Annotated in this window: 19 protein-coding genes and 1 pseudogene; 8 read left to right on the top strand and 12 right to left on the bottom strand. The window is 62.4% G+C overall.

Features of this window, described 5'->3' with window-relative positions; genetic code table 11:
- Positions 1 to 26: 26 nt before the first annotated feature.
- On the top strand, positions 27 to 1,196 hold the full coding sequence (locus MOP87_RS08420) for an MFS transporter (protein WP_059183111.1): 1,170 nt from the start codon (positions 27 to 29) through the stop codon (positions 1,194 to 1,196).
- Positions 1,197 to 1,228: 32 nt separating this feature from the next.
- Here MOP87_RS08420 and MOP87_RS08425 read toward each other — a convergent pair whose 3' ends face one another.
- Positions 1,229 to 1,852, bottom strand: a complete 624-nt coding sequence (locus tag MOP87_RS08425; RefSeq protein ID WP_110606792.1) for a glutathione S-transferase — start codon at positions 1,850 to 1,852, stop codon at positions 1,229 to 1,231.
- A 167-nt stretch (positions 1,853 to 2,019) separates the two neighbouring features.
- Here MOP87_RS08425 and MOP87_RS08430 point away from each other — a divergent pair, with 167 nt between their 5' ends.
- Positions 2,020 to 2,322 carry a DUF3077 domain-containing protein gene (locus tag MOP87_RS08430; RefSeq protein WP_027914723.1) on the top strand — a complete coding sequence of 101 codons (303 nt, stop codon included), beginning with the start codon at positions 2,020 to 2,022 and terminating at the stop codon, positions 2,320 to 2,322.
- A gap of 83 nt (positions 2,323 to 2,405) precedes the next feature.
- Positions 2,406 to 3,128: a hypothetical protein gene (locus MOP87_RS08435; RefSeq protein WP_027914724.1), complete on the top strand. Its 723-nt coding sequence runs from the start codon at positions 2,406 to 2,408 to the stop codon at positions 3,126 to 3,128.
- 7 nt (positions 3,129 to 3,135) lie between these two features.
- Here MOP87_RS08435 and MOP87_RS08440 read toward each other — a convergent pair whose 3' ends face one another.
- The 3 genes from MOP87_RS08440 to MOP87_RS08450 form a co-directional block, all read right to left on the bottom strand.
- Positions 3,136 to 3,672, bottom strand: coding sequence for a WYL domain-containing protein (locus MOP87_RS08440; protein ID WP_027914725.1), 537 nt, complete (start codon positions 3,670 to 3,672; stop codon positions 3,136 to 3,138).
- Between the two features lie 228 nt (positions 3,673 to 3,900).
- On the bottom strand, positions 3,901 to 5,754 hold the full coding sequence (locus tag MOP87_RS08445) for an ABC transporter ATP-binding protein (protein WP_027914726.1): 1,854 nt from the start codon (positions 5,752 to 5,754) through the stop codon (positions 3,901 to 3,903).
- Positions 5,755 to 5,880: 126 nt separating this feature from the next.
- On the bottom strand, positions 5,881 to 6,330 hold the full coding sequence (locus MOP87_RS08450) for a GNAT family N-acetyltransferase (RefSeq protein WP_242810393.1): 450 nt from the start codon (positions 6,328 to 6,330) through the stop codon (positions 5,881 to 5,883).
- A gap of 219 nt (positions 6,331 to 6,549) precedes the next feature.
- Between MOP87_RS08450 and MOP87_RS08455 the strand changes: the two genes are divergently transcribed.
- The 5 genes and pseudogenes from MOP87_RS08455 to MOP87_RS08475 all read left to right on the top strand — a co-directional run bounded on the left by MOP87_RS08455 (position 6,550) and on the right by MOP87_RS08475 (position 9,853).
- On the top strand, positions 6,550 to 7,455 hold the full coding sequence (locus MOP87_RS08455; RefSeq protein ID WP_027914728.1) for a LysR substrate-binding domain-containing protein: 906 nt from the start codon (positions 6,550 to 6,552) through the stop codon (positions 7,453 to 7,455).
- Positions 7,456 to 7,539: 84 nt separating this feature from the next.
- A complete protein-coding gene (locus MOP87_RS08460) occupies positions 7,540 to 8,244 on the top strand; it encodes an SDR family oxidoreductase (protein WP_027914729.1) in 705 nt (234 codons plus the stop codon).
- Between the two features lie 59 nt (positions 8,245 to 8,303).
- A complete protein-coding gene (locus MOP87_RS08465; RefSeq protein ID WP_023536082.1) occupies positions 8,304 to 8,546 on the top strand; it encodes a hypothetical protein in 243 nt (80 codons plus the stop codon).
- Positions 8,543 to 9,355: pseudogene (gene xth / locus MOP87_RS08470) on the top strand (exodeoxyribonuclease III). Before MOP87_RS08465 ends, xth begins: the two are co-directional and overlap by 4 nt.
- Positions 9,356 to 9,625: 270 nt before the next feature.
- Positions 9,626 to 9,853 (top strand): hypothetical protein, encoded by a 228-nt coding sequence (locus tag MOP87_RS08475; protein ID WP_049696160.1) that lies wholly within the window; start codon positions 9,626 to 9,628, stop codon positions 9,851 to 9,853.
- 17 nt (positions 9,854 to 9,870) lie between these two features.
- On the opposite strand, the gene MOP87_RS08480 is transcribed toward MOP87_RS08475, so the two are convergent.
- The 8 genes from MOP87_RS08480 to MOP87_RS08515 all read right to left on the bottom strand — a co-directional run bounded on the left by MOP87_RS08480 (position 9,871) and on the right by MOP87_RS08515 (position 19,094).
- Positions 9,871 to 10,884 (bottom strand): UV damage endonuclease UvsE, encoded by a 1,014-nt coding sequence (locus tag MOP87_RS08480; protein ID WP_242810394.1) that lies wholly within the window; start codon positions 10,882 to 10,884, stop codon positions 9,871 to 9,873.
- Between the two features lie 27 nt (positions 10,885 to 10,911).
- The gene (locus MOP87_RS08485) at positions 10,912 to 13,104 is read right to left on the bottom strand and encodes a xanthine dehydrogenase family protein molybdopterin-binding subunit (protein ID WP_242810395.1); all 2,193 of its coding nucleotides are present in this window, start codon (positions 13,102 to 13,104) and stop codon (positions 10,912 to 10,914) included.
- On the bottom strand, positions 13,101 to 14,102 hold the full coding sequence (locus MOP87_RS08490; protein WP_242810396.1) for a xanthine dehydrogenase family protein subunit M: 1,002 nt from the start codon (positions 14,100 to 14,102) through the stop codon (positions 13,101 to 13,103). The genes MOP87_RS08485 and MOP87_RS08490 overlap by 4 nt, the downstream gene beginning before the upstream one ends.
- On the bottom strand, positions 14,099 to 14,605 hold the full coding sequence (locus tag MOP87_RS08495) for a (2Fe-2S)-binding protein (RefSeq protein WP_023536023.1): 507 nt from the start codon (positions 14,603 to 14,605) through the stop codon (positions 14,099 to 14,101). The genes MOP87_RS08490 and MOP87_RS08495 overlap by 4 nt, the downstream gene beginning before the upstream one ends.
- Positions 14,606 to 14,702: 97 nt before the next feature.
- On the bottom strand, positions 14,703 to 16,490 hold the full coding sequence (locus MOP87_RS08500) for a thiamine pyrophosphate-requiring protein (RefSeq protein WP_132578774.1): 1,788 nt from the start codon (positions 16,488 to 16,490) through the stop codon (positions 14,703 to 14,705).
- Between the two features lie 107 nt (positions 16,491 to 16,597).
- Positions 16,598 to 16,978 (bottom strand): hypothetical protein, encoded by a 381-nt coding sequence (locus MOP87_RS08505; RefSeq protein ID WP_027914736.1) that lies wholly within the window; start codon positions 16,976 to 16,978, stop codon positions 16,598 to 16,600.
- 82 nt (positions 16,979 to 17,060) lie between these two features.
- A complete protein-coding gene (locus tag MOP87_RS08510; protein WP_242810397.1) occupies positions 17,061 to 18,539 on the bottom strand; it encodes an MFS transporter in 1,479 nt (492 codons plus the stop codon).
- 111 nt (positions 18,540 to 18,650) lie between these two features.
- Complete coding sequence (locus MOP87_RS08515) at positions 18,651 to 19,094, bottom strand: hypothetical protein (RefSeq protein ID WP_027914738.1); 444 nt, start codon at positions 19,092 to 19,094, stop codon at positions 18,651 to 18,653.
- Positions 19,095 to 19,182 lie beyond the last annotated feature (88 nt).

Below are 19,182 nucleotides of genomic sequence, written 5' to 3' on the forward strand. Positions count from 1 at the left end.
TTCACGGCACAGATAAGGAGTTAGCCATGCGTATCAATCCACCCCTTGTAGCACTCGCCATGGGCGCGTTCGGTATCGGGGTTACCGAGTTTGCTCCCATGGGCATGCTGCCCAGCATTGCCACTGACCTGGGTGTGTCCATTCCGGCCGCTGGTCTGCTGGTCAGCGCCTATGCACTGGGTGTGCTGATCGGCGCCCCGCTCATGACCCTGGCAACCGTACGCGTACCGCGCCGATACCTGCTGATCGGGCTGATGGCCATCTTCACCTTAGGCAACCTTATGTCGGCCCTGGCCAGCGATTACGCCAGCCTGTTGGTCGCACGGGTAGTGACCTCCCTCAACCACGGCGCCTTCTTCGGTATAGGTGCCATCGTCGCGGCCAGCGTGGTGCCCGCCGAGAAACGTGCCGGCGCCGTGGCCGCGATGTTCATGGGCCTGACGCTGGCCACCATCGGCGGTGTCCCCCTGGCAACCTGGTTCGGCGAGTTGCTCGGCTGGCGCACGGCGTTCTGGGGCATAGCCGGGCTCGGCCTGGTGGCGATGACCACGCTGTGGTATGCCTTGCCCAATGTGCCATCGCCCAAGGGCGACGGTGCGCTGGCCGAGATACGCGTGCTGACACGTGGGCCTGTGTTGGCAGCCTTGCTCCTGACCGTGGTGGGCTCCAGCGCGATGTTCACGGTGTTCACCTACATTGCGCCCATCCTGCAAAACGAAGCCGGCGCGTCTACCGCATTCGTCACCTCCATGCTGGTGCTGTTTGGTGTTGGCCTGACCCTGGGTAACGTCTGGGGCGGCAAAGCGGCGGACCGTTCCGTGGATCGAACCCTGATTGTCTCGCTCGCCATATTGATCGCGGTACTGCTGGTGTTCCCACTCGTAATGGGCTCATCCCTGCTTACTGCCGGCGCTATCCTGGTCTGGGGCGCAGCCAGTTTCGCCCTGGTTCCGCCCCTGCAGATGCGCGTGATGGAGGCGGCCAAGGATGCACCGAACCTGGCCTCGGCCGTGAACATCGGTGCTTTCAACCTGGGCAACGCCATCGGCGCTGCATTGGGGGGCGCCGTGATCAATGGCGGCCTCGGTTACTCGGCCATCGCGTTGGCGGGCGCAGGCACCGCAGCGCTGGGCTTGATAATGGTGCTGACGTTCGCCTGGCGTGGTCGTCACCAGGTTACCCAGGTCGCGGCCTGAGGCATGCGCCTTCGCGAAGGCTGTGCTAGCTGTCAAGGCGTGCCGTTACGCCCATGTTCGTGATAGGCCGGGCGCTCGCTCAGGCGCTCGTAATAATCGCGTAGGGCAGGCAGGTGAGGGTGTTCGAGCGGCGTTTCGAACCAGCGGTTGACCGACAGGCCTATGGGAATGTCGGCCAGGGTGAAGTCACGCCCGGCTACATAGGCGCCGGTGCGTGCCAACTGGCGCTCGAGAATGAGCATATTGCGCCCCCAGTCGGCACAGGCGTTGGCCAGGGCATGCGGGTCTTGATGGGCGGGGGAGTGTCTGACCAGCGACAGGAACGCGTAGCGCCAGGATGCGTTCAGGTCCGAAGCCTGCCAGTCGATCCATTGGTCGATCCTGGCCCGAGTACGGGCCTCCCCCGGGTAGAAGGCTGCTGGGCCATAGCAATTGGCCAGGTAGCGAATGATGCTGTTGGACTCCCACAAGGTGAAGTCGCCGTCCTGGATGACCGGCACCATGGCATTGGGGTTGAGCGCCAGAAACGCTTCGCTGTCGGTAGCCTGGAAGCCCGTTCCCCAGTCCTCCCGCACGAATGGGACCTGGAACTCCGCGCACGCCCACAGTACCTTGCGTACGTTGATCGATGAGGCTTTGCCCAGTATGCGCAGCATGTTGACATCCTTGTAGGCGGAGCTTCGATCCTCGGTGACCGACGGCAAACGGTCAAGAGGTAGCGATCGTGTAGGCCCTTTCTGAAATTGCGCGCAGGTACTTGCTGCTCGTTGTGCTCAGGGAAGCACCTGCCTAGTCTCGGCTCTCCAGACAGGGAGCAAACAGCATGGACAATGACATCACCAGACCCCCCCAAGGCCCCACCGTGGTCAACGCAACCCGTCGATTCGCGAGCGCCGGTACCGACCTGGTCCAGATGAAGCCAGCGTTGCCCTTGCGTACTGCCTTAGTGGAAGCATCCGTCATCATGGGTTGCATCACCGAGCTTACCCGCAAGGCCATCGACAAGCCTGCAGACCGCAAGAACGCAATGCTCGCCACCTGCTACCTGGCCGCAATGGCCAAGGCCCTCATCGACGGGCAATTACAGGCGTTGCGCCATGTTCGTGAGGACGATGTCGAACGATAGCGGTCAGGCGCTTGCTTGGGGGCCGCGAACTTGGCACCCTTGGCGGCGCGTATCGCCTGTAACTCGACAAAAGGAAGAGTGCATTGAGCTGGGACAAGGTGGGGAAACTCCTCGTAGCCGTTCTGATCGGGCTGGCGGCCCTGTTGTTCGTCTACAAGGCAGTGATGGGCAACCCGCGCCTGGAAGCGTCGCTGACCTACGCGTACCTGACCTATCCGGGACAGTTCAGCGAGCGTATCAGCAAAGCCAGCGAGCAGCTCAAGTACGAGCAGTTGAGTGCACGCATAAACACGATCGGCCAAGGTCAACTGAGCCGCGACCAGGTCGACCGGCTGGTGGAGATGGCACAGGCGCCTTATGCCCAGCTGTTTGCAAAACCTTTCGAGGCCGGCCTGGTAGACCACCGGACCGGCTTGCTCATCGAGTTGCAGAACACCGGCAATGCCCCCGTGGATCAGGTAAGGATCCGCTTGCCCTCCAAAGGCCTGGTGCAGATCCGGGATTCGGCCGGCAATGACACCTTGCTCGAGGCGGCCACCGCTCAGCTCGAGATCCCGGCGATCGAGGCCGGCGGCTCCAGCAAGGTCTGGGTGTATTTCGATGCTGACTATTCGCAGATTCGCCAGAGTGGGGTAGGCATCAGCTATGCCGAGGGGACGGCGGATGTGCAGGTGTATCAGTCGGTCGCCGGCTTCCCGGCCTGGGCTGCCCGCTACAGCACAGAGCTGATGGGGCTGTTGATTGTAATGGGGTTGAGCGTGTTGGCACTGGGTTACGCCTGCCTGTCCCGCCGGCGGTCGGCCTAGGCATTGCTCAAGCGCCGGTGTCGTGCAGTGCCAGGCTCTGACGCAAGTGCTCCAGCAAGGCCAGGCGCACCGATTGCGGCCCCTGAACGCGGATCGCTCCGGCCTGGGACAGCAGCCAGCCCATCAACGCTCGATCATCCGCTACCGTTGTGACCAGGATGGCACCGCCGTTGGGCAGGCATGTGAGGCGCATACCTGTGCCCAGCGGATGCATCTCCAGATGATGGTAGAGCGACTCGTCCACCCAGGCGTGCAATTCCACTTGAGCGGGCGCATCTCCTGGCGCGGGCGGTGCCCCATCGCGCAATTTGCGTCCGGGCTGCCAGTGCCAGCTATACGGCATGCACGCGCTGTTGCACTGCAACGGGAACAGCCCTGCCAGCTCCACCAGGTCACGCTCGACCGTACGCTTGGTCGTGGCATGGCCCGCGCTCGACAGTGCCGCCTGTAACTGCGTGCAGCTCATGCCGGGATCGCGGCCCGGAAGGAGCTTGAGGAGTTCCCACTGGCGGGCGATGGTGTGACGCGATGACTGACTGGGCAAAGGCTCTTCCTTGAGGGGCAGACAATGAATGCCTAACTGGTGGCTTTAAGCTACCGGAGGATACCGTTTCGCAGGTTTTGAACCAAGTCATTCATACCCGTGAGGCAAGCGACGAGCGCAAACGGTGTCTTCGTACTTGCAACGCCATCGCCCCCGATCAACGACACAGGGGCGATGGGTTAACGCTCGAACATCATCCGTCCAGGCAACGGGTCAGCGTGCGCCCACTCAGTTGAGCGCGTGCGCCATACCCTGGTCTTCGCCAAGGAAACCACCGCTCTGGTGCTGCCACAGGCGCGCGTAGGTGCCGTTTTTCTCGAGCAGCTGGGCGTGGGTGCCTTGCTCGATGATGCGCCCTTCATCCATCACGATCAGACGATCCATGGCGGCGATCGTAGACAGGCGATGGGCAATCGCAATTACAGTCTTGCCCTCCATCATCTCGTCCAGGCTTTCCTGGATGGCGACCTCTACCTCCGAATCCAGTGCACTGGTTGCCTCGTCAAGCAGCAGGATAGGTGCGTTCTTGAGCATCACCCGGGCGATGGCGATGCGCTGACGTTGCCCACCGGACAGCTTGATACCGCGCTCACCGACCATGGTGTCGTAACCGGTGCGGCCCTGTTGGTCGCTGAGCTGGCTGATGAACCCGTCGGCTTGCGCATCGCGGGCGGCGGCCTGGATTTGCGCGTCGGTGGCGTCCGGCCGTCCATAGGCGATGTTCTCGCGTATGGTGCGATGCAGCAGTGACGTATCCTGTGTCACCATGCCGATGGCGCTGCGCAGGCTGTCCTGGGTGACCTTGGCTACATCCTGGCCATCGATACGGATCTGGCCACTGTCCACGTCGTAAAAGCGCAGCAGCAGGTTGATCAGCGTCGACTTGCCAGCACCGGAGCGGCCGACCAGGCCCACTTTCTCACCCGGCTTGATGTCCAGGCTGAGGTCGGTCAGTACCTGGCGCTCACCGTTGTAGTTGAAACTGACCTTGTCGAATGTCACTGCGCCACCACGGGTCACCAGAGCGGTGGCGTCCGGGGCGTCCTGCACTTTCGGACCGCGCGTCAGGGTGGCCATGCCGTCCTGCAGTGTGCCGATATTTTCGAACAGTGAGGTCATCTGCCACATGATCCAGTGCGACATGCCATTGATGCGCAGGGCCATGGCAGTGATGGCCGCCACAGCGCCGGTGCCCACTTGGCCCTGGTGCCACAGCCACAGCGCATAACCGCCTGCACCAAGGATAAGCCCTACCACCAACGCCTGGTTGACGATCTCGAACTGGCTCACCAGACGCATCTGCCGGAAACCGGTCTGCTTGAAGTCCTCCATGGCCGCTCGGGCGAAATGGGCTTCGCGCTTGGAGTGCGAGAACAACTTGACTGTAGTGATGTTGGTGTAGGCGTCGGAAATGCGCCCGGTCATCGACGACCGCGCGTGGGCCTGCTCTTCGCCTACTGCGCCCAGGCGTGGAACGAAATAAACCATCGCCAGCCCGAATAGCACCAGCCAGGCAATGAACGGCAGCATGAGTTTCAAGGCAAAGCCGCCGGCCAGGGCGATGATGGCGATGAAATAAACGCCAATGCCGGGCAGGATCTCGATGACCGTGAACAGCACCTCGCGCACGGCCAGTGCAGTCTGCATGACCTTGGTGGTGACGCGCCCTGAAAACTCGTCGGAGAAGAACGACAGGCTCTGGCGCAGCATCAGCCGGTGAAAATCCCAGCGCAGTCGCAGCGGCAGGTTGATGGCCAGCACCTGGTGCTGGACCATGGTGCGTAGCGCCACCAGGCCGATGCTGATCACCAGCACGATGCCAATGCCCCACAACACGTGGCTTTCCTGGGCGGCAGCGGTGTCGCCGGCCTGCCAGGCTGACAGCAGGTCCACCACCTGGCCGAGGAAGCTGAACAGCCAGGCTTCGTAGAGGGACACGCTAGCGCTGAGCAGGGCCAGCGCAAGAATGTAGCCGCGCGCCCCACGGGTGCACGCCCACAGGAAAGGCATGAGGCCAACGGGGGGCGGCGGCACCTCATCGGGAGGGAAAGGGTCGAGCCTACGCTCAAAGATACGAAGCATGCAGTGTCTCCGGAAAAACGAATGGCGTGGCTGCCCTGGTACTTCACCAGCAGTGCCCGCCTTTACATAGACACAATGAGTGTCCATCTGATCAAAAACTTCAGCGCCATGGGCCTGCGTAAGGCTTCACATGCTCAAGACCTTTTGCATTGGCTGGTAAATCAGCCCCGCGTGCTCCCCAACTTCACCTGCCTGGCTGAAGCCATAACGCTGATAGGCCGCCACCGATGGCAGCGACGCGCTTACCGTAACCGTCTGGCTGCGGGCATGGCCGAGAGCGGCCTCGATCAAGCGGCGGCCGATACCCTGGCGCTGACGAGCGGGGCATACGAAGAGCATTGCCACATGACAGCCTTGCTTGAGTTCGACCAGCCCCGCAAGCCTTCCTTGGACCTCGCACACCAGCATGAGGTTGTCACCTTGCAATCGCTCTGCAAAGGCGCTCACGCTCGCCACTTCGGTGAATGTCGTGATGGCCTGCGCAGGCAAAAGTGGCGCTACCGAATGCATGAACGAAGCCATGCACAGAGCATTGGCCTGATCGAGTTCATGGCGATAGAGGGTGCGTATTTGCATGCTGACGGTCCGTGTGGGCAAGCGGTGAGCTAATAGTACCAGCGCTTCTTTCTGGCAATTGCAAAGGAGTGTATTCGTGCCTGCTTGAGCGTGCAGCCGGAGAGTTGCTGATCGATTCCATATCACCAGGCGAGTACCCAGTCCTGGACGCTCATCGACTTCCTGCACGGATGGGGCTAGCCTCGTGCCAACCTGCCCAGCCTGGATCGCCTACCCCCTATGCCTGCCGTTTTTTCCGAGTTGCCGTCCCTTGGCGCCCTGCGGGTGTTCGAGGTCGTGGCGCGGCATCTCAATTTTGGCCTGGCCGCCGAAGAGCTGGGTGTCACCCAGCCCGCCGTGGCCCAGCAGATTCGGGGGTTGGAACGTGCCTTGGAGGTACGCCTGTTCGAACGCCTGCCTCGAGGCCTGGCATTGACCGACGCTGGCCGCGGGTATAGCGAGACCGTGCGTACGGCAATGGCCATGCTCGATGAGGCAACGCGCCGGCTGCGCCCTGCGCCTTCCCATATCACCGTCAGCGTGACACCCACTTTCGCCGCCAAGTGGCTGATCCCCAGGCTCGGTGGACTGGCCGAGCGCTACCCGACATTGGATGTGCGAGTACTGGCCACCGATCGTCTGTCGCATTTTCATACCGACGGCGTCGACCTTGCCGTGCGTTACGGGCGGCCACCTTTCGGGCCAGGGCTTGAGCAGGCACTGTTGATGGGTTCGGAGATCATCGCGGTGGCGAGCCCCACCCTGGTAGCGGCGCTTGGCCCGCCTGAAGACTTCGCAACACTGGAGCGCTATGTAGCTCTGTGTGATGCCCACGACTTGTGGCCGTCTTATCGCGCGCAGGTCTATCCCGGTCACCCCGCCGTTGGTGCAAGGTCAGTCCAGTTCAACCAGACATCACTGGCCATTGACGCGGCCATTGGCGGGCAGGGCATTGCGCTGGCAGAACGCGCCTTCGTGGCTCAGGAGATCGACGCAGGGCGCCTGGTCCAGGTTGCCGAATCGCATCTGCGCCCAGACAAGGCGTTCTACCTGGTGTGGCCACGCAAAGCTCGAGACGCGCAGCAGCTGCAGTGGGTCATCGACTGGCTCAGGTCAGACGCAGGCGATAGAAAAACTACTGGCTGACGCGTTGGGAGCTATCTCCCTCGCTTCTCTGCCCCTTGGTAGCCTGGTTCCTGTACCCACTCGATGCCCATCACAGGAGGCAGCATGACAAACGAAAAGGTTGCAATCATTACCGCAGGTGGCAGCGGTATGGGCGCGGCGGCGGCCAGGCGCCTGGCCGCCGATGGCTACAAGGTCGCGATTCTTTCGTCCTCTGGCAAGGGAGAGGCCTTGGCCATGACGCTGGGCGGGCTGGGCGTGACGGGGAGCAACCAGTGCATGGAGGACCTCGAGCGGCTGGTCGAGGCAGTCATGCAGCGGTGGGGCCGCATCGACGTCCTGGTCAACAGTGCTGGCCACGGGCCTCGGGGGCCTGTGCTGGAACTGAGCGACGCCGACTGGCATGCCGGCATGGAGACCTACCTGCTCAACGTCATCCGGCCGACACGCCTGGTCACGCCGGTGATGCAGCGCCAGGGCGGCGGGGTCATCGTGAATATTTCCAGTGCCTGGGCCTTCGAACCCAGTGATCTGTTTCCCACTTCCGCCGTGATGCGTGCCGGGCTCGCTGCGTTCAGCAAACTTTTCGCCGATACGTATGCACGTGACAATGTGCGCATGAACAACGTGCTGCCGGGGTGGATAGACAGCTTGCCGGCCCTTGAGCAGCGTCGCGACAGCGTGCCGCTCAAGCGCTATGGCAGCAGCGACGAAATTGCCGCCACGGTCGCGTTTCTGGCAAGTGACGGCGCCGCCTACATCACCGGGCAGAATATCCGGGTCGACGGTGGCGTGACGCGAAGCGTCTGAGTTGAACGATGCGCTCAAGGCAGGCTCACAACCCCAAAGGGTTTCACAGGAGCAGTGCGATGAGTATCGAACGCAGTATCCCTGAACTCGCGGCCTGGTACGCGCAGTACGACGACATCAGCTACCGCCGTGAGTCACCCGATGCCTACCACCATGAACTGGTGCGTACCGCCGAAGCGTTGCGTGACGATGGCATCATCGATTGGGACGATTGGCTGGCGCTCAAGGCCTTGGCCGACCAGGCGCATGTGCATGCCCTCGAAGATGCCGTGCGCGCCCATGTAATCGACCCTGACACATGAAAGCGCTCAGGATTGCCACATTCAACATCAACGGCATTCGCAGCCGGCTGCCTGCACTGCTGGCCTGGCTCGAACGTGAAAAGCCCGATGTAGTCTGCCTTCAGGAGCTCAAGGCACCCGACCATCAGTTCCCGGGTGAGGCTCTGGAAGCCGCTGGCTACGGGTATCTGCACCTGGGCCAACCTGCCTGGAACGGAGTGGCGATCCTGGCGCGCGGCAGCGAGCCGCTCGAGGTACGGCGAGGCTTGCCGGGCATGGAGGACGACACCCAGAGCCGCTATCTGGAGGCAGCGGTGCATGGGGTGTTGATAGGGTGTTTGTACCTCCCCAACGGCAACCCGCAACCAGGGCCGAAGTTCGACTACAAGCTGCGTTGGTTCGAATGCCTGATCGAGCATGCCCGGCAGTTGCAGGGCAGTGGTCACCCCACCGTCCTGGCCGGTGACTTCAATGTCGTGCCCACGGACCTGGATATCTACGACCCCAAGTCCTGGCAAAAGGATGCGCTGCTGCAACCCGAATCGCGCGATTGCTTCGAGCGTTTACTGGCCAGCGGCTGGATCGATGCTATCCGGCACCTGCATCCGCAAGAGTAGGTGTTCACGTTCTGGGACTACTTCCGCAACCATTGGGCGCGCAATGCGGGTCTGCGCATCGATCACCTGCTGCTCAACCGGGACCTGGCGCCGTACCTCAAGCGAGCGGGCGTCGATGCCTGGGTGCGCAATGAGCCCAAGGCCAGTGACCATGCCCCGACCTGGATCGAGTTGGGGAGTCGGCGCAGCCGCAAGTCGGCTGGAGTCAGCTAATAAGGTCAGGAGCTCAAGCGCCTGATTGCACGATCCTATACGCATCTTTCCAGCTGCCCTGTACCCCATCCATCATCTCTTGAGTTCCCCTATGGGAGCGGTCCGATGCCCCGGCAAGGCCGCTCCCACAGGGGGAGCGCTGGCCAGGCGTCAAAGCTGCGCTTACAGCCAGTTACCTGCGCGTACGACTTAATGAACGTCATAAACATGCATGAGTCTACTTGATGCTTTCTCTTAGCGTGACTAATACTAAGGAACGGCCGGTGAGGGATGATCATGCAGATGCGATTCGTTGTGGTTCCAGCTGTACCGCAAACAAAAGAATGGCTGCCACGGCGACTCGGCTTTCCATCATCACTGGGGGAGGGCTACGACCTGTACGACACGCAGGACAAGGTCAGGCTGAGCCTGAACCTGCCTACTCGCGCACAGGCCGAGTACGAGTGCAGCTGTCGCAACGGCTGCGAAGTGGCCGGTGACCTGACCGGAAGCGGCTGAGGGCCTGCCCGGCCCGATCAAGCCAGGTAGTCGTTGAAGTAGTCAAGCGTGGCCAGGTTCTTGTCCTTGGACTCGAACATGATGTCGAACCTGTCGAGAAACTGAAGTGCGTAGCGGTTCGTCCAGCGGTTCCACATGCGAGCGCTGTGGGCGTACAGATCGCGTTTGTTCACCTGTTCCAGCAACTCACCGATCACCAGCTTGCGATCAGGCCCGAACCCCAGCGCCTGCAGGTGCTCCGGGGGCTGAGAGTAGTGCATGGTGGGGCGTACGCCGCGCCAGCTCTCGATCACCCGCTCAACTCGCGTATCGCCCGGGTCGATGTAGTCACCCTCATGAATCCAGCAATGGTGGATATCCAGCACCACCGGCGCCAGGTCAGCCAACGCCAGGCAGTCGTCGAGCCCATAGGTCTTCTCGTCATTCTCGAAGGTGATCACATTGCGGGCCACCTCGGACAGGCGTGGCCATACGGTGCGAATCCCCGCACCGCCCAGCCGGCCGGCAATGTGCACATTGCATTTGAAGTCCTGGAAGACCTGCCCGTAACCCATCATGCGGATCATGTCGGCATGGTATTCGAATTCGGCCAGGCTGTTCTCCACCACCTCGGGGCGGTCCGAGCCCAACACGCAGTACTGTCCAGGGTGAAATGACAGGCGTATGTGCCTGGCGCGCGCGAAAGCACCGATGGCGGCGAAACGTTCGGCCATCAGCGCTTGAAAGTCGGCCTCGCGGTACACGTGGGCCACGCTAGGGTGGCTGTACAGCGGCAGCAGGTCGCTGCTCAGGCGCAGCATGCGCAGCGCCTGGGGCAGCTGGGCCACATAGTCGAGCAAGCGCAGCTGGGCCTGGAGGTTGTGTTCCACCAGTTCAAGCAACTTGTTCCGAGCCGCCTCGCGGGAGGCGCCCGAAACCCAACGCAGCGTCGTGCTGCGCGGGTTGAACGTACGCTCGATGGTCTCCAGCTCCTTGACCGACAAGCTGCGGTGCGGGTGTCGGTACATGCAGGCGAAACCCAGGCGTGGCATGCGATTACTCCAGAGGGCAGGGCCCGTTTACAACAGCTTGTCCAAGGTGATCGGGAACTCACGGACCCGCTTGCCGGTGGCGTGATAAATGGCATTGGCCACGGCCGCAGCGACACCTACCACGCCGATCTCGCCCACGCCCTTGGAGCCCAGCTCGTTGACCACATCATCGTGCTCTTCCACAAAGATCACCTCGATATCATCAATGTCGGCATTCACCGGCACGTGGTACTCGGCCAGGTTGTGGTTGAGGATGCGGCCCAGCGCATGGTCGGTCTGGGTTTCTTCGTGTAGCGCCATGCCGATGCCCCACACCACGCCCCCCAGGATCTGGCTGCGCGCTGTCTTGGGGTTGACGACCCGGCCTGCAGCCACCGCACTGACCACGCGCTTGACGCGCACGGTCCCCAGGTCTTCGTCCACCGATACCTCGACGAAGACCGCCGAATGGGTGGCAGTGGAGTAGGGCTTGCGCTTGTCGTCAGGGCCCGCCTCGACCTGCACCTCGAAGCAGGCCTGCTGGGCACTGGGCAGCAGGTCGGCGAGGGCGAACGAATGCTCACCGGCGCTCACCTGGCCACCTGCGATCAAGAAGTCGGAATCGTCCAGGCTGGCCAGGCTCTGGTGCTGTTGCCTGGCTTGCTCGACAACCTGCTTGCGCAGCTCCAGGCACGCTTTGCGCACGGCAGAACCGACGGAGGACACGGTGAACGACCCACCTTGCAACGGCGCCTTTGGCAAGGAGGAGTCGCCAAGCAGGAACGTGACATCGGCCATGTCGAGGCCCGCGGCATCGGCAGCGATCTGCGTCATGACGGTATAGGTGCCGGTGCCGATGTCCGTGGTGGCGCTGCTGACGGTCAAGTGCCCGTCACAGCCCAGACGCGCCTTGGCGCTGGCTTGCATCTGCATGGCTTCCCATACACCGCCGGCCATGCCCCAGCCTATGCGTTGATTGCCGTCCCGCATCGAGCCGGGCGCAGCCTGGCGCTTGGCCCAACCAAAACGCTCGGCCCCTTGTGCGTAACAGGCTAGCAATTCCTTGCTCGAGTAAGGCTTACCCTCATTGCCATTGTGGCTGGCGAAGTTTCGTCGCCGCAACTCGACCGGGTCCAGCCCTGTTGCGCAGGCCAGTTCGTCCATGGCGCACTCCAGCGCCACCATGCCCGAACCTGCACCCGGCGCGCGCATGTCCAATGGGGTGTAGACGTCCAGTGGGGCCAAGCGGTAGCTCAACGCGACGTTGTCGCATTGGTACAGCATGCCGCTCCACTCGACGACGTGCTCGGCAAAGTCTTCAAACCGTGACGTCTGGCCGATGGCGTCATGCCCAATGGCAGACAGGCGGCCTTGCTCATCGGCCGCCAGGCGCAGGCGTTGCTGTGTGCGTGGACGGTAGCCAAAGGTGAACATCTGCTGGCGGGTCAAGGTCACGCGCACCGAGCGCATCAGGTGCAGGGCAGCCATGACCGCCAGGGGCAGCTGGTACTGGGGACGCAGGCCGGAACCGAAGGCGCCACCGACGAAGGCTGCCTTGACGCGCAATTTTTCCTTGGGCAGTCCGAATACGTTGTGCACGTATTCCTGGCAATTCTGCGTGCCTTGGGTCTTGTCGTGGATGACCAGGCTACCATCGAGCTGGTAGCACACGGTGGAGGCGTGGGGCTCCATCGGGTTGTGGTGTTCGTTGGCCGTCCAGTAGGTGGCGTCCACGCGGGTAGGGGCGCTGGCATACCGGCCTGGGAAGTCACCACGGGGCTCAGGTGTTTCAGCCGGCGCCTCGTGTGCTTGACCCAGTACCTTCTCCAGGTCGGATTCATGGCTTTCCTGGCTGTAATCGATCTCGACCAGCGAGCCCGCATGCCGAGCGATTTCCAGCGTCTGTGCGACGACCAGTGCGACGGGCTGACCGCTGTAGAACACGCGGTCATTGAACAACGGCCTGAAGGGTGAGCCCTCGGCTGCATCATCGTCACTGTAGTCATCGTCGTAGCTGGAAATGCGCGGACGGTTGATGTGGTCCAGTACTGCCACCACGCCTGGCACCTGTAGCGCTTTGTCGCTGTTGACCTTGACCACCCGGCCGCGGGCGATGGTGCTGGAAACGACGCTGCCGTGCAGCAGGCCTTCTTCCGGGTAATCGGCGGCATAACGTGCCTGGCCGGTGACCTTCGCTGCGCCGTCGACGCGGTCCGCTGGGGTTCCTACTACCTTGCTCATTGCGCGTCCCCCTCGAGGCTGCCGCCGGCGGCGGCCTCGTTCAATGCCCGAATGATGGCTTGTTGTGCCAGTTGCACCTTGAAGCCGTTCTGGCTCAGGGGTTGTGCCCCTTGCAGCAGGGCAGTGGCCACTTGCGTGAAGAGCTCGGTGCTGGGCGCCTTTGCTTGCAACATCGCTTCGACAGCTTCGTTGCGCCATGGCTTGTGGGCCACGCCACCCAAGGCGATGCGGGCCTCCTGAATAATCCCGCCTTCGATGTGCAGGGCAGCGGCGACCGAGACCAGCGCGAAGGCATAGGAGGCACGATCACGTACTTTCACGTAGCGGAAATGCTCGGCGAAGCCTTGATCAGGCAGCTCGATGGCGGTAATCAGCTCATCAGGCGCCAGGTGGTTGTCCTGCTGCGGCGTATCGCCGGGCAGGCGATGGAACTCGGCGAACGGAATCTGGCGTTTGGCGGCGGGCCCTTGCACATGCACCACGGCCTTCAGGGCAGCCAATGCCACGCACATGTCCGAAGGATGAGTCGCCACGCAAGCCTCGCTGGCGCCGAGAATCGCATGAATGCGATTCAAGCCGCTGCGTGCCGGGCAACCGCTGCCGGGTTCGCGTTTGTTGCAAGGCGTACCGGTGTCGTAGAAGTAGTAGCAGCGCGTACGTTGCAGCAGGTTGCCGCCGGTGCTTGCCATGTTGCGCAACTGAGGCGATGCACCGGCCAGGATCGCTTGCGACAGCAGTGGGTAACGCTGGCGGATGAGCGGGTCCCAGGCCAGGTCCGCGTTGCTGACCAACGCGCCGATCATTACACCGCCCGCGTTGGAGGACTCGATACGGTCAAGTTCCAGTCCTGTGATATCGATCAGTCGCTCGGGCCGTTCGACATTTTCCTTCATCAGGTCGACCAGGTTGGTCCCGCCTGCAATAAAACGCGAGGACGCATCTGTCAGGCGCAGTGCCTCGTCCAGCGAGGCAGGCTTGTGGTAGCTGAAAGGGGTCATGTGCGGGCCCTCTTGATCAGCGGCAGGGCCTGTTCGACGGCGGCCACGATGTTGCTGTAAGCGCCGCAGCGGCAAAGGTTGCCGCTCATCTGCTCGCGGATGTCGGCACGGGTATGGGCGTGACCTTCATTGGCGAGGCCCACGGCCGAGCAGATCTGGCCAGGGGTGCAGTAACCGCACTGGAAGGCGTCCTGACTGATGAATGCCTGCTGCATGGGGTGCAGTTGGTCACCCTCGGCCAGGCCTTCGATGGTGACGAGGTCGGCACCTTCGCACATCACGGCCAGGGTCAGGCAAGCGTTCACCCGGCGGCCGTCGCGCAGCACGGTGCAGGCGCCGCATTGGCCATGGTCGCAACCTTTCTTGGTGCCCACCAGGTCCAGCTGCTCACGCAACAGGTCGAGCAGGGTGGTCCAGGGTTGTACTGTCAGGGCCTGGGGTTGGCCATTGAGGGTGAAGTTCAGGGTCTGCTGTGCAGCGCCCTGTTCAGGGAGTGCAGTCATGGTAGGTCCTCACGGTTCGATTGCGCACAGTAGGCTGTGTCTATGGAGTGCGACTGGTCAGGCGCCCGGAACGTTCATCCCAAGCGCCAGGCCCTTGTCATTTCTTGCCTGGAAGCACCGCGCTCAGCACTTGCTTGGCGGTCTGCACGATCACGCCGGCTTCATCCGGGTCACCCTTGAGCAAGGTGGTCGCAAACTTCCTGGCCTGCTCAAGTTTCAGGTGCGGCGGCAGTGGCGCTACGTTGGGGTCCGTCTTGAACTCGATCAGGACCGGGCGATCGGCCGCCAAGGCACGCTCCCAAGCGGGAGCGACATCTTCTTCACGCTCGACGTAGATACCCTCAAGACCAATCGAGATGGCGAACAAGTGATAAGGCACATCAGGGATCGACTGAGAGGCTTCGAACTTCGGATCGCCCTCCATCACGCGCTGCTCCCAGGTCACCTGGTTGAGGTCTTCGTTGTTGAACACCGCGCAGATCCACGTGGGGTTTTCCCACTGCTGCCAGTATTTGGCCACTGTGATCAGTTCGGCGAGGTTGTTCATCTGCATGGCGCCGTCGCCCACCAGGGCGATCACCGGCCGGGTCGGATGGGCGAACTTGGCAGCAATGGCGTAAGGTACGGCCGCACCCATGCAGGCCAGGCCCCCCGACAAGGAACATTGCATCCCTTCGCGGATCATCAGATCGCGGGCGTACCAGTTGGCGCACGAACCTGAATCACTGGATATGATCGCTTGGTCCGGCAGGCGCGGGGACAGCTCATGCACCACTCGCTGCGGGTTGATCGGGTCGGCCTTGACCAAAGCGCGTTTGGTCAATGTCTTGTCCCAGCTGGCGCGCCACTTCTCGATTTTCTTGCGCCAGCTGTGATCAGGGCGCGGGTGCAGCAAAGGTAGTAATGCCTGCAAGGTCTGCGCCGCGTCACCGACCAGGTTCACCTCCATGGGATAACGCAGGCTGAGCATGTCGGGTTGCAGGTCGATTTGCACGCCGCGCGCCTGACCTTCCTTGGGTAGGAATTCGGAATACGGGAAGCCAGAACCAATCATCAGCAGCGTGTCACATTCGGCCATCAACTTGTAACTCGGCTCCGTCCCGAGCAGGCCGATGGCGCCAGTCACCCACGGCAGCTCATCGGGGAGCACGCCCTTGCCCAGTAAGGCCTTGGCAACGCCAGCACCCAGTTGCTCGGCCACTGCTGCTACCTCGTCACTGGCACCCAGCGCGCCGGCCCCGACCAGGATGGCGACCTTGCGTCCGGCGTTGAGCACATCGGCGGCGCGTTGCAGGTCGGCATCGAAGGGGACCACCTTGGGTTTACTGTAACCAACGCCCGAATGAACGGTGCCATGGGCGCGGGGCGGGTCTTCGTAGGGCAGGTCCTGCAGATCGTTGGGCAGAATCACGGCAGTCACACGTCGCTCTCCAACGGCCGTGCGCACGGCGCGGTCTACCAGATGACGTACCTGTTCAGGCGTGGATGCCTGTTGCACGAACGCGCCAGCGACGTCCTTGAACATCGAGACCAGGTCCAGCTCCTGCTGATAGTGACCGCCCAAGGCTGCGCGCGCCTGCTGGCCCACGATGGCCAGCACCGGCTGATGGTCCATGCGCGCGTCGTACAAACCGGTCAGCAGATGCGAAGCACCCGGGCCGGACGTCGCGATGCAGACGCCCAGCTCGCCAGTGAACTTGGCGTGGGCACTGGCCATGAAGGCAGCCATCTCTTCGTGCCGGGCCTGGATGAATTCGATCTTGCCGCCCGCGCGGTTCAGGGCGCCGAACACACCGTTGATCCCGTCGCCTGGGTAACCAAAGATGCGGCGTACGCCCCATTGGTACAGCCGCTCGACCAGAAAATCGCCTACAGTGCCGCTCATTGTCTTCTCCTGCCGCGTCTCGGATAAGTTCTGGACTTGACAGGGAATACTAAAGTTTCAACGGACTTGAAGCGGTTCAGCCGACCGGAATAACCCGTTCGTGCAAATCAACCGTGCTTGCGCAGCGCTTCGATCAACTCGGCCTTGGTCATGGTCGAGCGGCCCTTGATGTCCTTGCTGCGTGCCTCCTTGAGCAGACTTTCCTTGGTCTGCGATTCGAGGGAAGCCGAGCTGTTGCGCGCGTGCCCCTCACGGGTCTTGGCAGCTCGTTTGGCAGAGTCCGAACGTGCGCTTTCCTTGTCTGTACTGCTGGTCTTGCTGCCAGAGCCACCTTGCTTGTCGCCCCCACCGGATTGCTTGTTCACCGTAGCCCAGGCGCGCGCCTCGGCTTTGTCCTTGGAGAGCCCTTTGTCCTCGTAACTTTGCTCGATGTGCTCGGCTTTGCGCTTTTGCTCTTGGGTGTACTTGTCCTTGTCGCCGCGTGCCATGGTCGCCGCTCTTCTCTGATGGATATAGGGTTGAAGGCCAGCACGCGCTCAAGTGCCGGTTGGCGGACGGGCGGTGGCCCTTTTAATCGGCGAACTCCACCTGAGAAAGGGGACGGGCAACGTGCTCCAGTGACCGGCGCTCTGCGGCTACGCCGTAAACGGCCTGAACGAATGCCGCTACCAGCATGAGCGCGGCGCCGAGCAGATACCCATACCAGACCTGGGTGCGCTCGCCCGATTCGATCAAGGCACCGAACAACGTCGGCCCCACCATGCCACCGAGCCCTGTGCCGAATGCATAGAACACGGCAATGGCCAGAGCGCGGATCTCCAGCGGGAAGGTTTCTGCGACGGTAAGGTAGGCAGAGCTGGCCGCAGCCGATGCGAAGAAAAAGATCACCATCCAGGCGATCGTTTGCTCGATGGCATCGATCATCCCCTGTTCGAACAGGTAGCCGCTCAGGGTCAGCAGTATGCCCGACAGGGCATACGTGGCGCTGATCATGATGCGCCGCCCCAGCACATCGAACAGCCGCCCGAGCAACAGCGGGCCACAGAAGTTGCCGAGCGCGAACGGCAGGACATACCAGCCAACGCTGGAGGAGGGCACATCGTAGAAATCGGTCAGCACCAGGGCATAGGTGAAGAAGATGGCATTGTAGAAAAACGCCTGCGCCGTGAGCAGCGTCAGGCCTACCATGGCCCGGCGTCTGTGGACCACGAACAGGCTGTGAAATATCTCGGGCAAAGGCGTGTGATGCCTGGCACGCAATTGCAGGGGCGGAACATCTACCGCAGGCAGTCTCAAGCCTTGAGCGCGGCACTTGCGCTCGATATCGGCCACTATACGCTCAGCAGCTTCGGGCTGATCGTGAATCATCAGCCACCGCGGGCTCTCCGGCACCCACAGCCGCATCAGCATGATCAGCAATCCCAACGCGGCGCCGGTGCCGAAACAGAGGCGCCATCCGAGGTCGCCGTTCGCGATCGACGGGTCCAGAAGCACGATGGCGCCCACTGCACCCAGCGCAGCGCCGAGCCAGAATGTGCCGTTGATGGTCAGATCGACCCAGCCCCTGTAGCGCGCTGGGGTGAACTCCTGGATGGTCGAATTGATGGCCGTATATTCCCCACCAATGCCCGCGCCTGTGAGAAAGCGAAATGCCAGAAAGCTCCACAGGTTCCAGGAAAATGCCGTGGCTGCGGTGGCCCCGATGTAGAGCGCCAGGGTGATGAAGAACAGTTTGCGCCGGCCCAGGCGGTCGGTCAGCCATCCGAAAAAGAGTGCGCCGAGCACCGCCCCTGCGATGTAGATGGCGCCAGCCAGACCAACGTCGCGGTTGCTCATGGCCAGAGCAGGGCTGTCCTTCAGGGCGCCGGCCAGTGACCCGGCAAGGGTGACTTCCAGGCCGTCCAGTAGCCACGTGATGCCAAGCGCCACCACCAGCAACGTGTGAAACCGGGTCCATGGCAGTCGATCAAGGCGGGCAGGAATATCCGTGCTGTAGAGCCGCTGATCGGGGCTGCTGGCATGTGTGCCGTGTCTAGGTTTAGTCGTCACGCCAGCCTCGAGCCTCTATCGCTGCCGTTTACAGGAAGGGCTGCGAAGCAGCCCTTAGATTCCAGGTATCAGGCTCGGTGAGCCTTTGCGATGATCAAGTACCCCTGATGATCAGCTACCACCACCCGAGCCGCCTGCGCCGCCCGTACCGCCACCTGTACCGCCGCTCCCGGTCCCACTGCCCATACCGGTACCTCCGCTGCCGCCCATGTCGCCTCTACCGCCCATGTCGCCGCTCCCGGTACCGCCCATGCCTGAGCCACTCCCGGTGCCGCCGGGACCCGTGTTCGCCCCACTACCGGTACCCGAGCCTGAGGTTGTGCCATCGCCACCCGTGGCGTCCGTACCATTGCTTCCGGTGCCACTGCCGGTACCCATGCCGTCCCCTGGGGTGCCGGAACCGGTAGCGCCGCCGGTGCCATTCATGGTCCCGTGATCACCCGACTGCATGCTGGGGGTGTGCTGATCGTTCATGTTGGTAGCTGCCATGACCATTGGCGCGGACGCACCCAGGCAGAGTGCAAGCAGCAAGGAAGAAGGTTTTAGCATTGTCATGATGAAGCTCCTTTTATGAGGTGTCCTCGTAGTGTTCGTCAGGCTGCACTACCACGGCGTGCCCTGTAGGCGACGAACGGGCCTTTCC

This window comes from Pseudomonas sp. I3-I5 (assembly GCF_022699445.1).
GTDB classification, from domain to species: Bacteria; Pseudomonadota; Gammaproteobacteria; order Pseudomonadales; family Pseudomonadaceae; genus Aquipseudomonas; species Aquipseudomonas fulva.

Excerpts from the sequence above, each read along its gene's own strand:
- MOP87_RS08425 (WP_110606792.1), bottom strand. The coding sequence starts at position 1,852 with ATGCTGCGCATACTGGGCAAAGCCTCATCGATCAACGTACGCAAGGTA.
- MOP87_RS08500 (WP_132578774.1), bottom strand. The coding sequence starts at position 16,490 with ATGAGCGGCACTGTAGGCGATTTTCTGGTCGAGCGGCTGTACCAATGG.
- MOP87_RS08485 (WP_242810395.1), bottom strand. The coding sequence starts at position 13,104 with ATGAGCAAGGTAGTAGGAACCCCAGCGGACCGCGTCGACGGCGCAGCG.
- MOP87_RS08460 (WP_027914729.1), top strand. The coding sequence starts at position 7,540 with ATGACAAACGAAAAGGTTGCAATCATTACCGCAGGTGGCAGCGGTATG.
- MOP87_RS08445 (WP_027914726.1), bottom strand. The coding sequence starts at position 5,754 with ATGCTTCGTATCTTTGAGCGTAGGCTCGACCCTTTCCCTCCCGATGAG.
- MOP87_RS08505 (WP_027914736.1), bottom strand. The coding sequence starts at position 16,978 with ATGGCACGCGGCGACAAGGACAAGTACACCCAAGAGCAAAAGCGCAAA.
- MOP87_RS08475 (WP_049696160.1), top strand. The coding sequence starts at position 9,626 with ATGATCATGCAGATGCGATTCGTTGTGGTTCCAGCTGTACCGCAAACA.
- MOP87_RS08420 (WP_059183111.1), top strand. The coding sequence starts at position 27 with ATGCGTATCAATCCACCCCTTGTAGCACTCGCCATGGGCGCGTTCGGT.
- MOP87_RS08450 (WP_242810393.1), bottom strand. The coding sequence starts at position 6,330 with ATGCAAATACGCACCCTCTATCGCCATGAACTCGATCAGGCCAATGCT.
- MOP87_RS08465 (WP_023536082.1), top strand. The coding sequence starts at position 8,304 with ATGAGTATCGAACGCAGTATCCCTGAACTCGCGGCCTGGTACGCGCAG.
- MOP87_RS08515 (WP_027914738.1), bottom strand. The coding sequence starts at position 19,094 with ATGACAATGCTAAAACCTTCTTCCTTGCTGCTTGCACTCTGCCTGGGT.
- MOP87_RS08490 (WP_242810396.1), bottom strand. The coding sequence starts at position 14,102 with ATGACCCCTTTCAGCTACCACAAGCCTGCCTCGCTGGACGAGGCACTG.
- MOP87_RS08430 (WP_027914723.1), top strand. The coding sequence starts at position 2,020 with ATGGACAATGACATCACCAGACCCCCCCAAGGCCCCACCGTGGTCAAC.
- MOP87_RS08495 (WP_023536023.1), bottom strand. The coding sequence starts at position 14,605 with ATGACTGCACTCCCTGAACAGGGCGCTGCACAGCAGACCCTGAACTTC.
- MOP87_RS08455 (WP_027914728.1), top strand. The coding sequence starts at position 6,550 with ATGCCTGCCGTTTTTTCCGAGTTGCCGTCCCTTGGCGCCCTGCGGGTG.
- MOP87_RS08480 (WP_242810394.1), bottom strand. The coding sequence starts at position 10,884 with ATGCCACGCCTGGGTTTCGCCTGCATGTACCGACACCCGCACCGCAGC.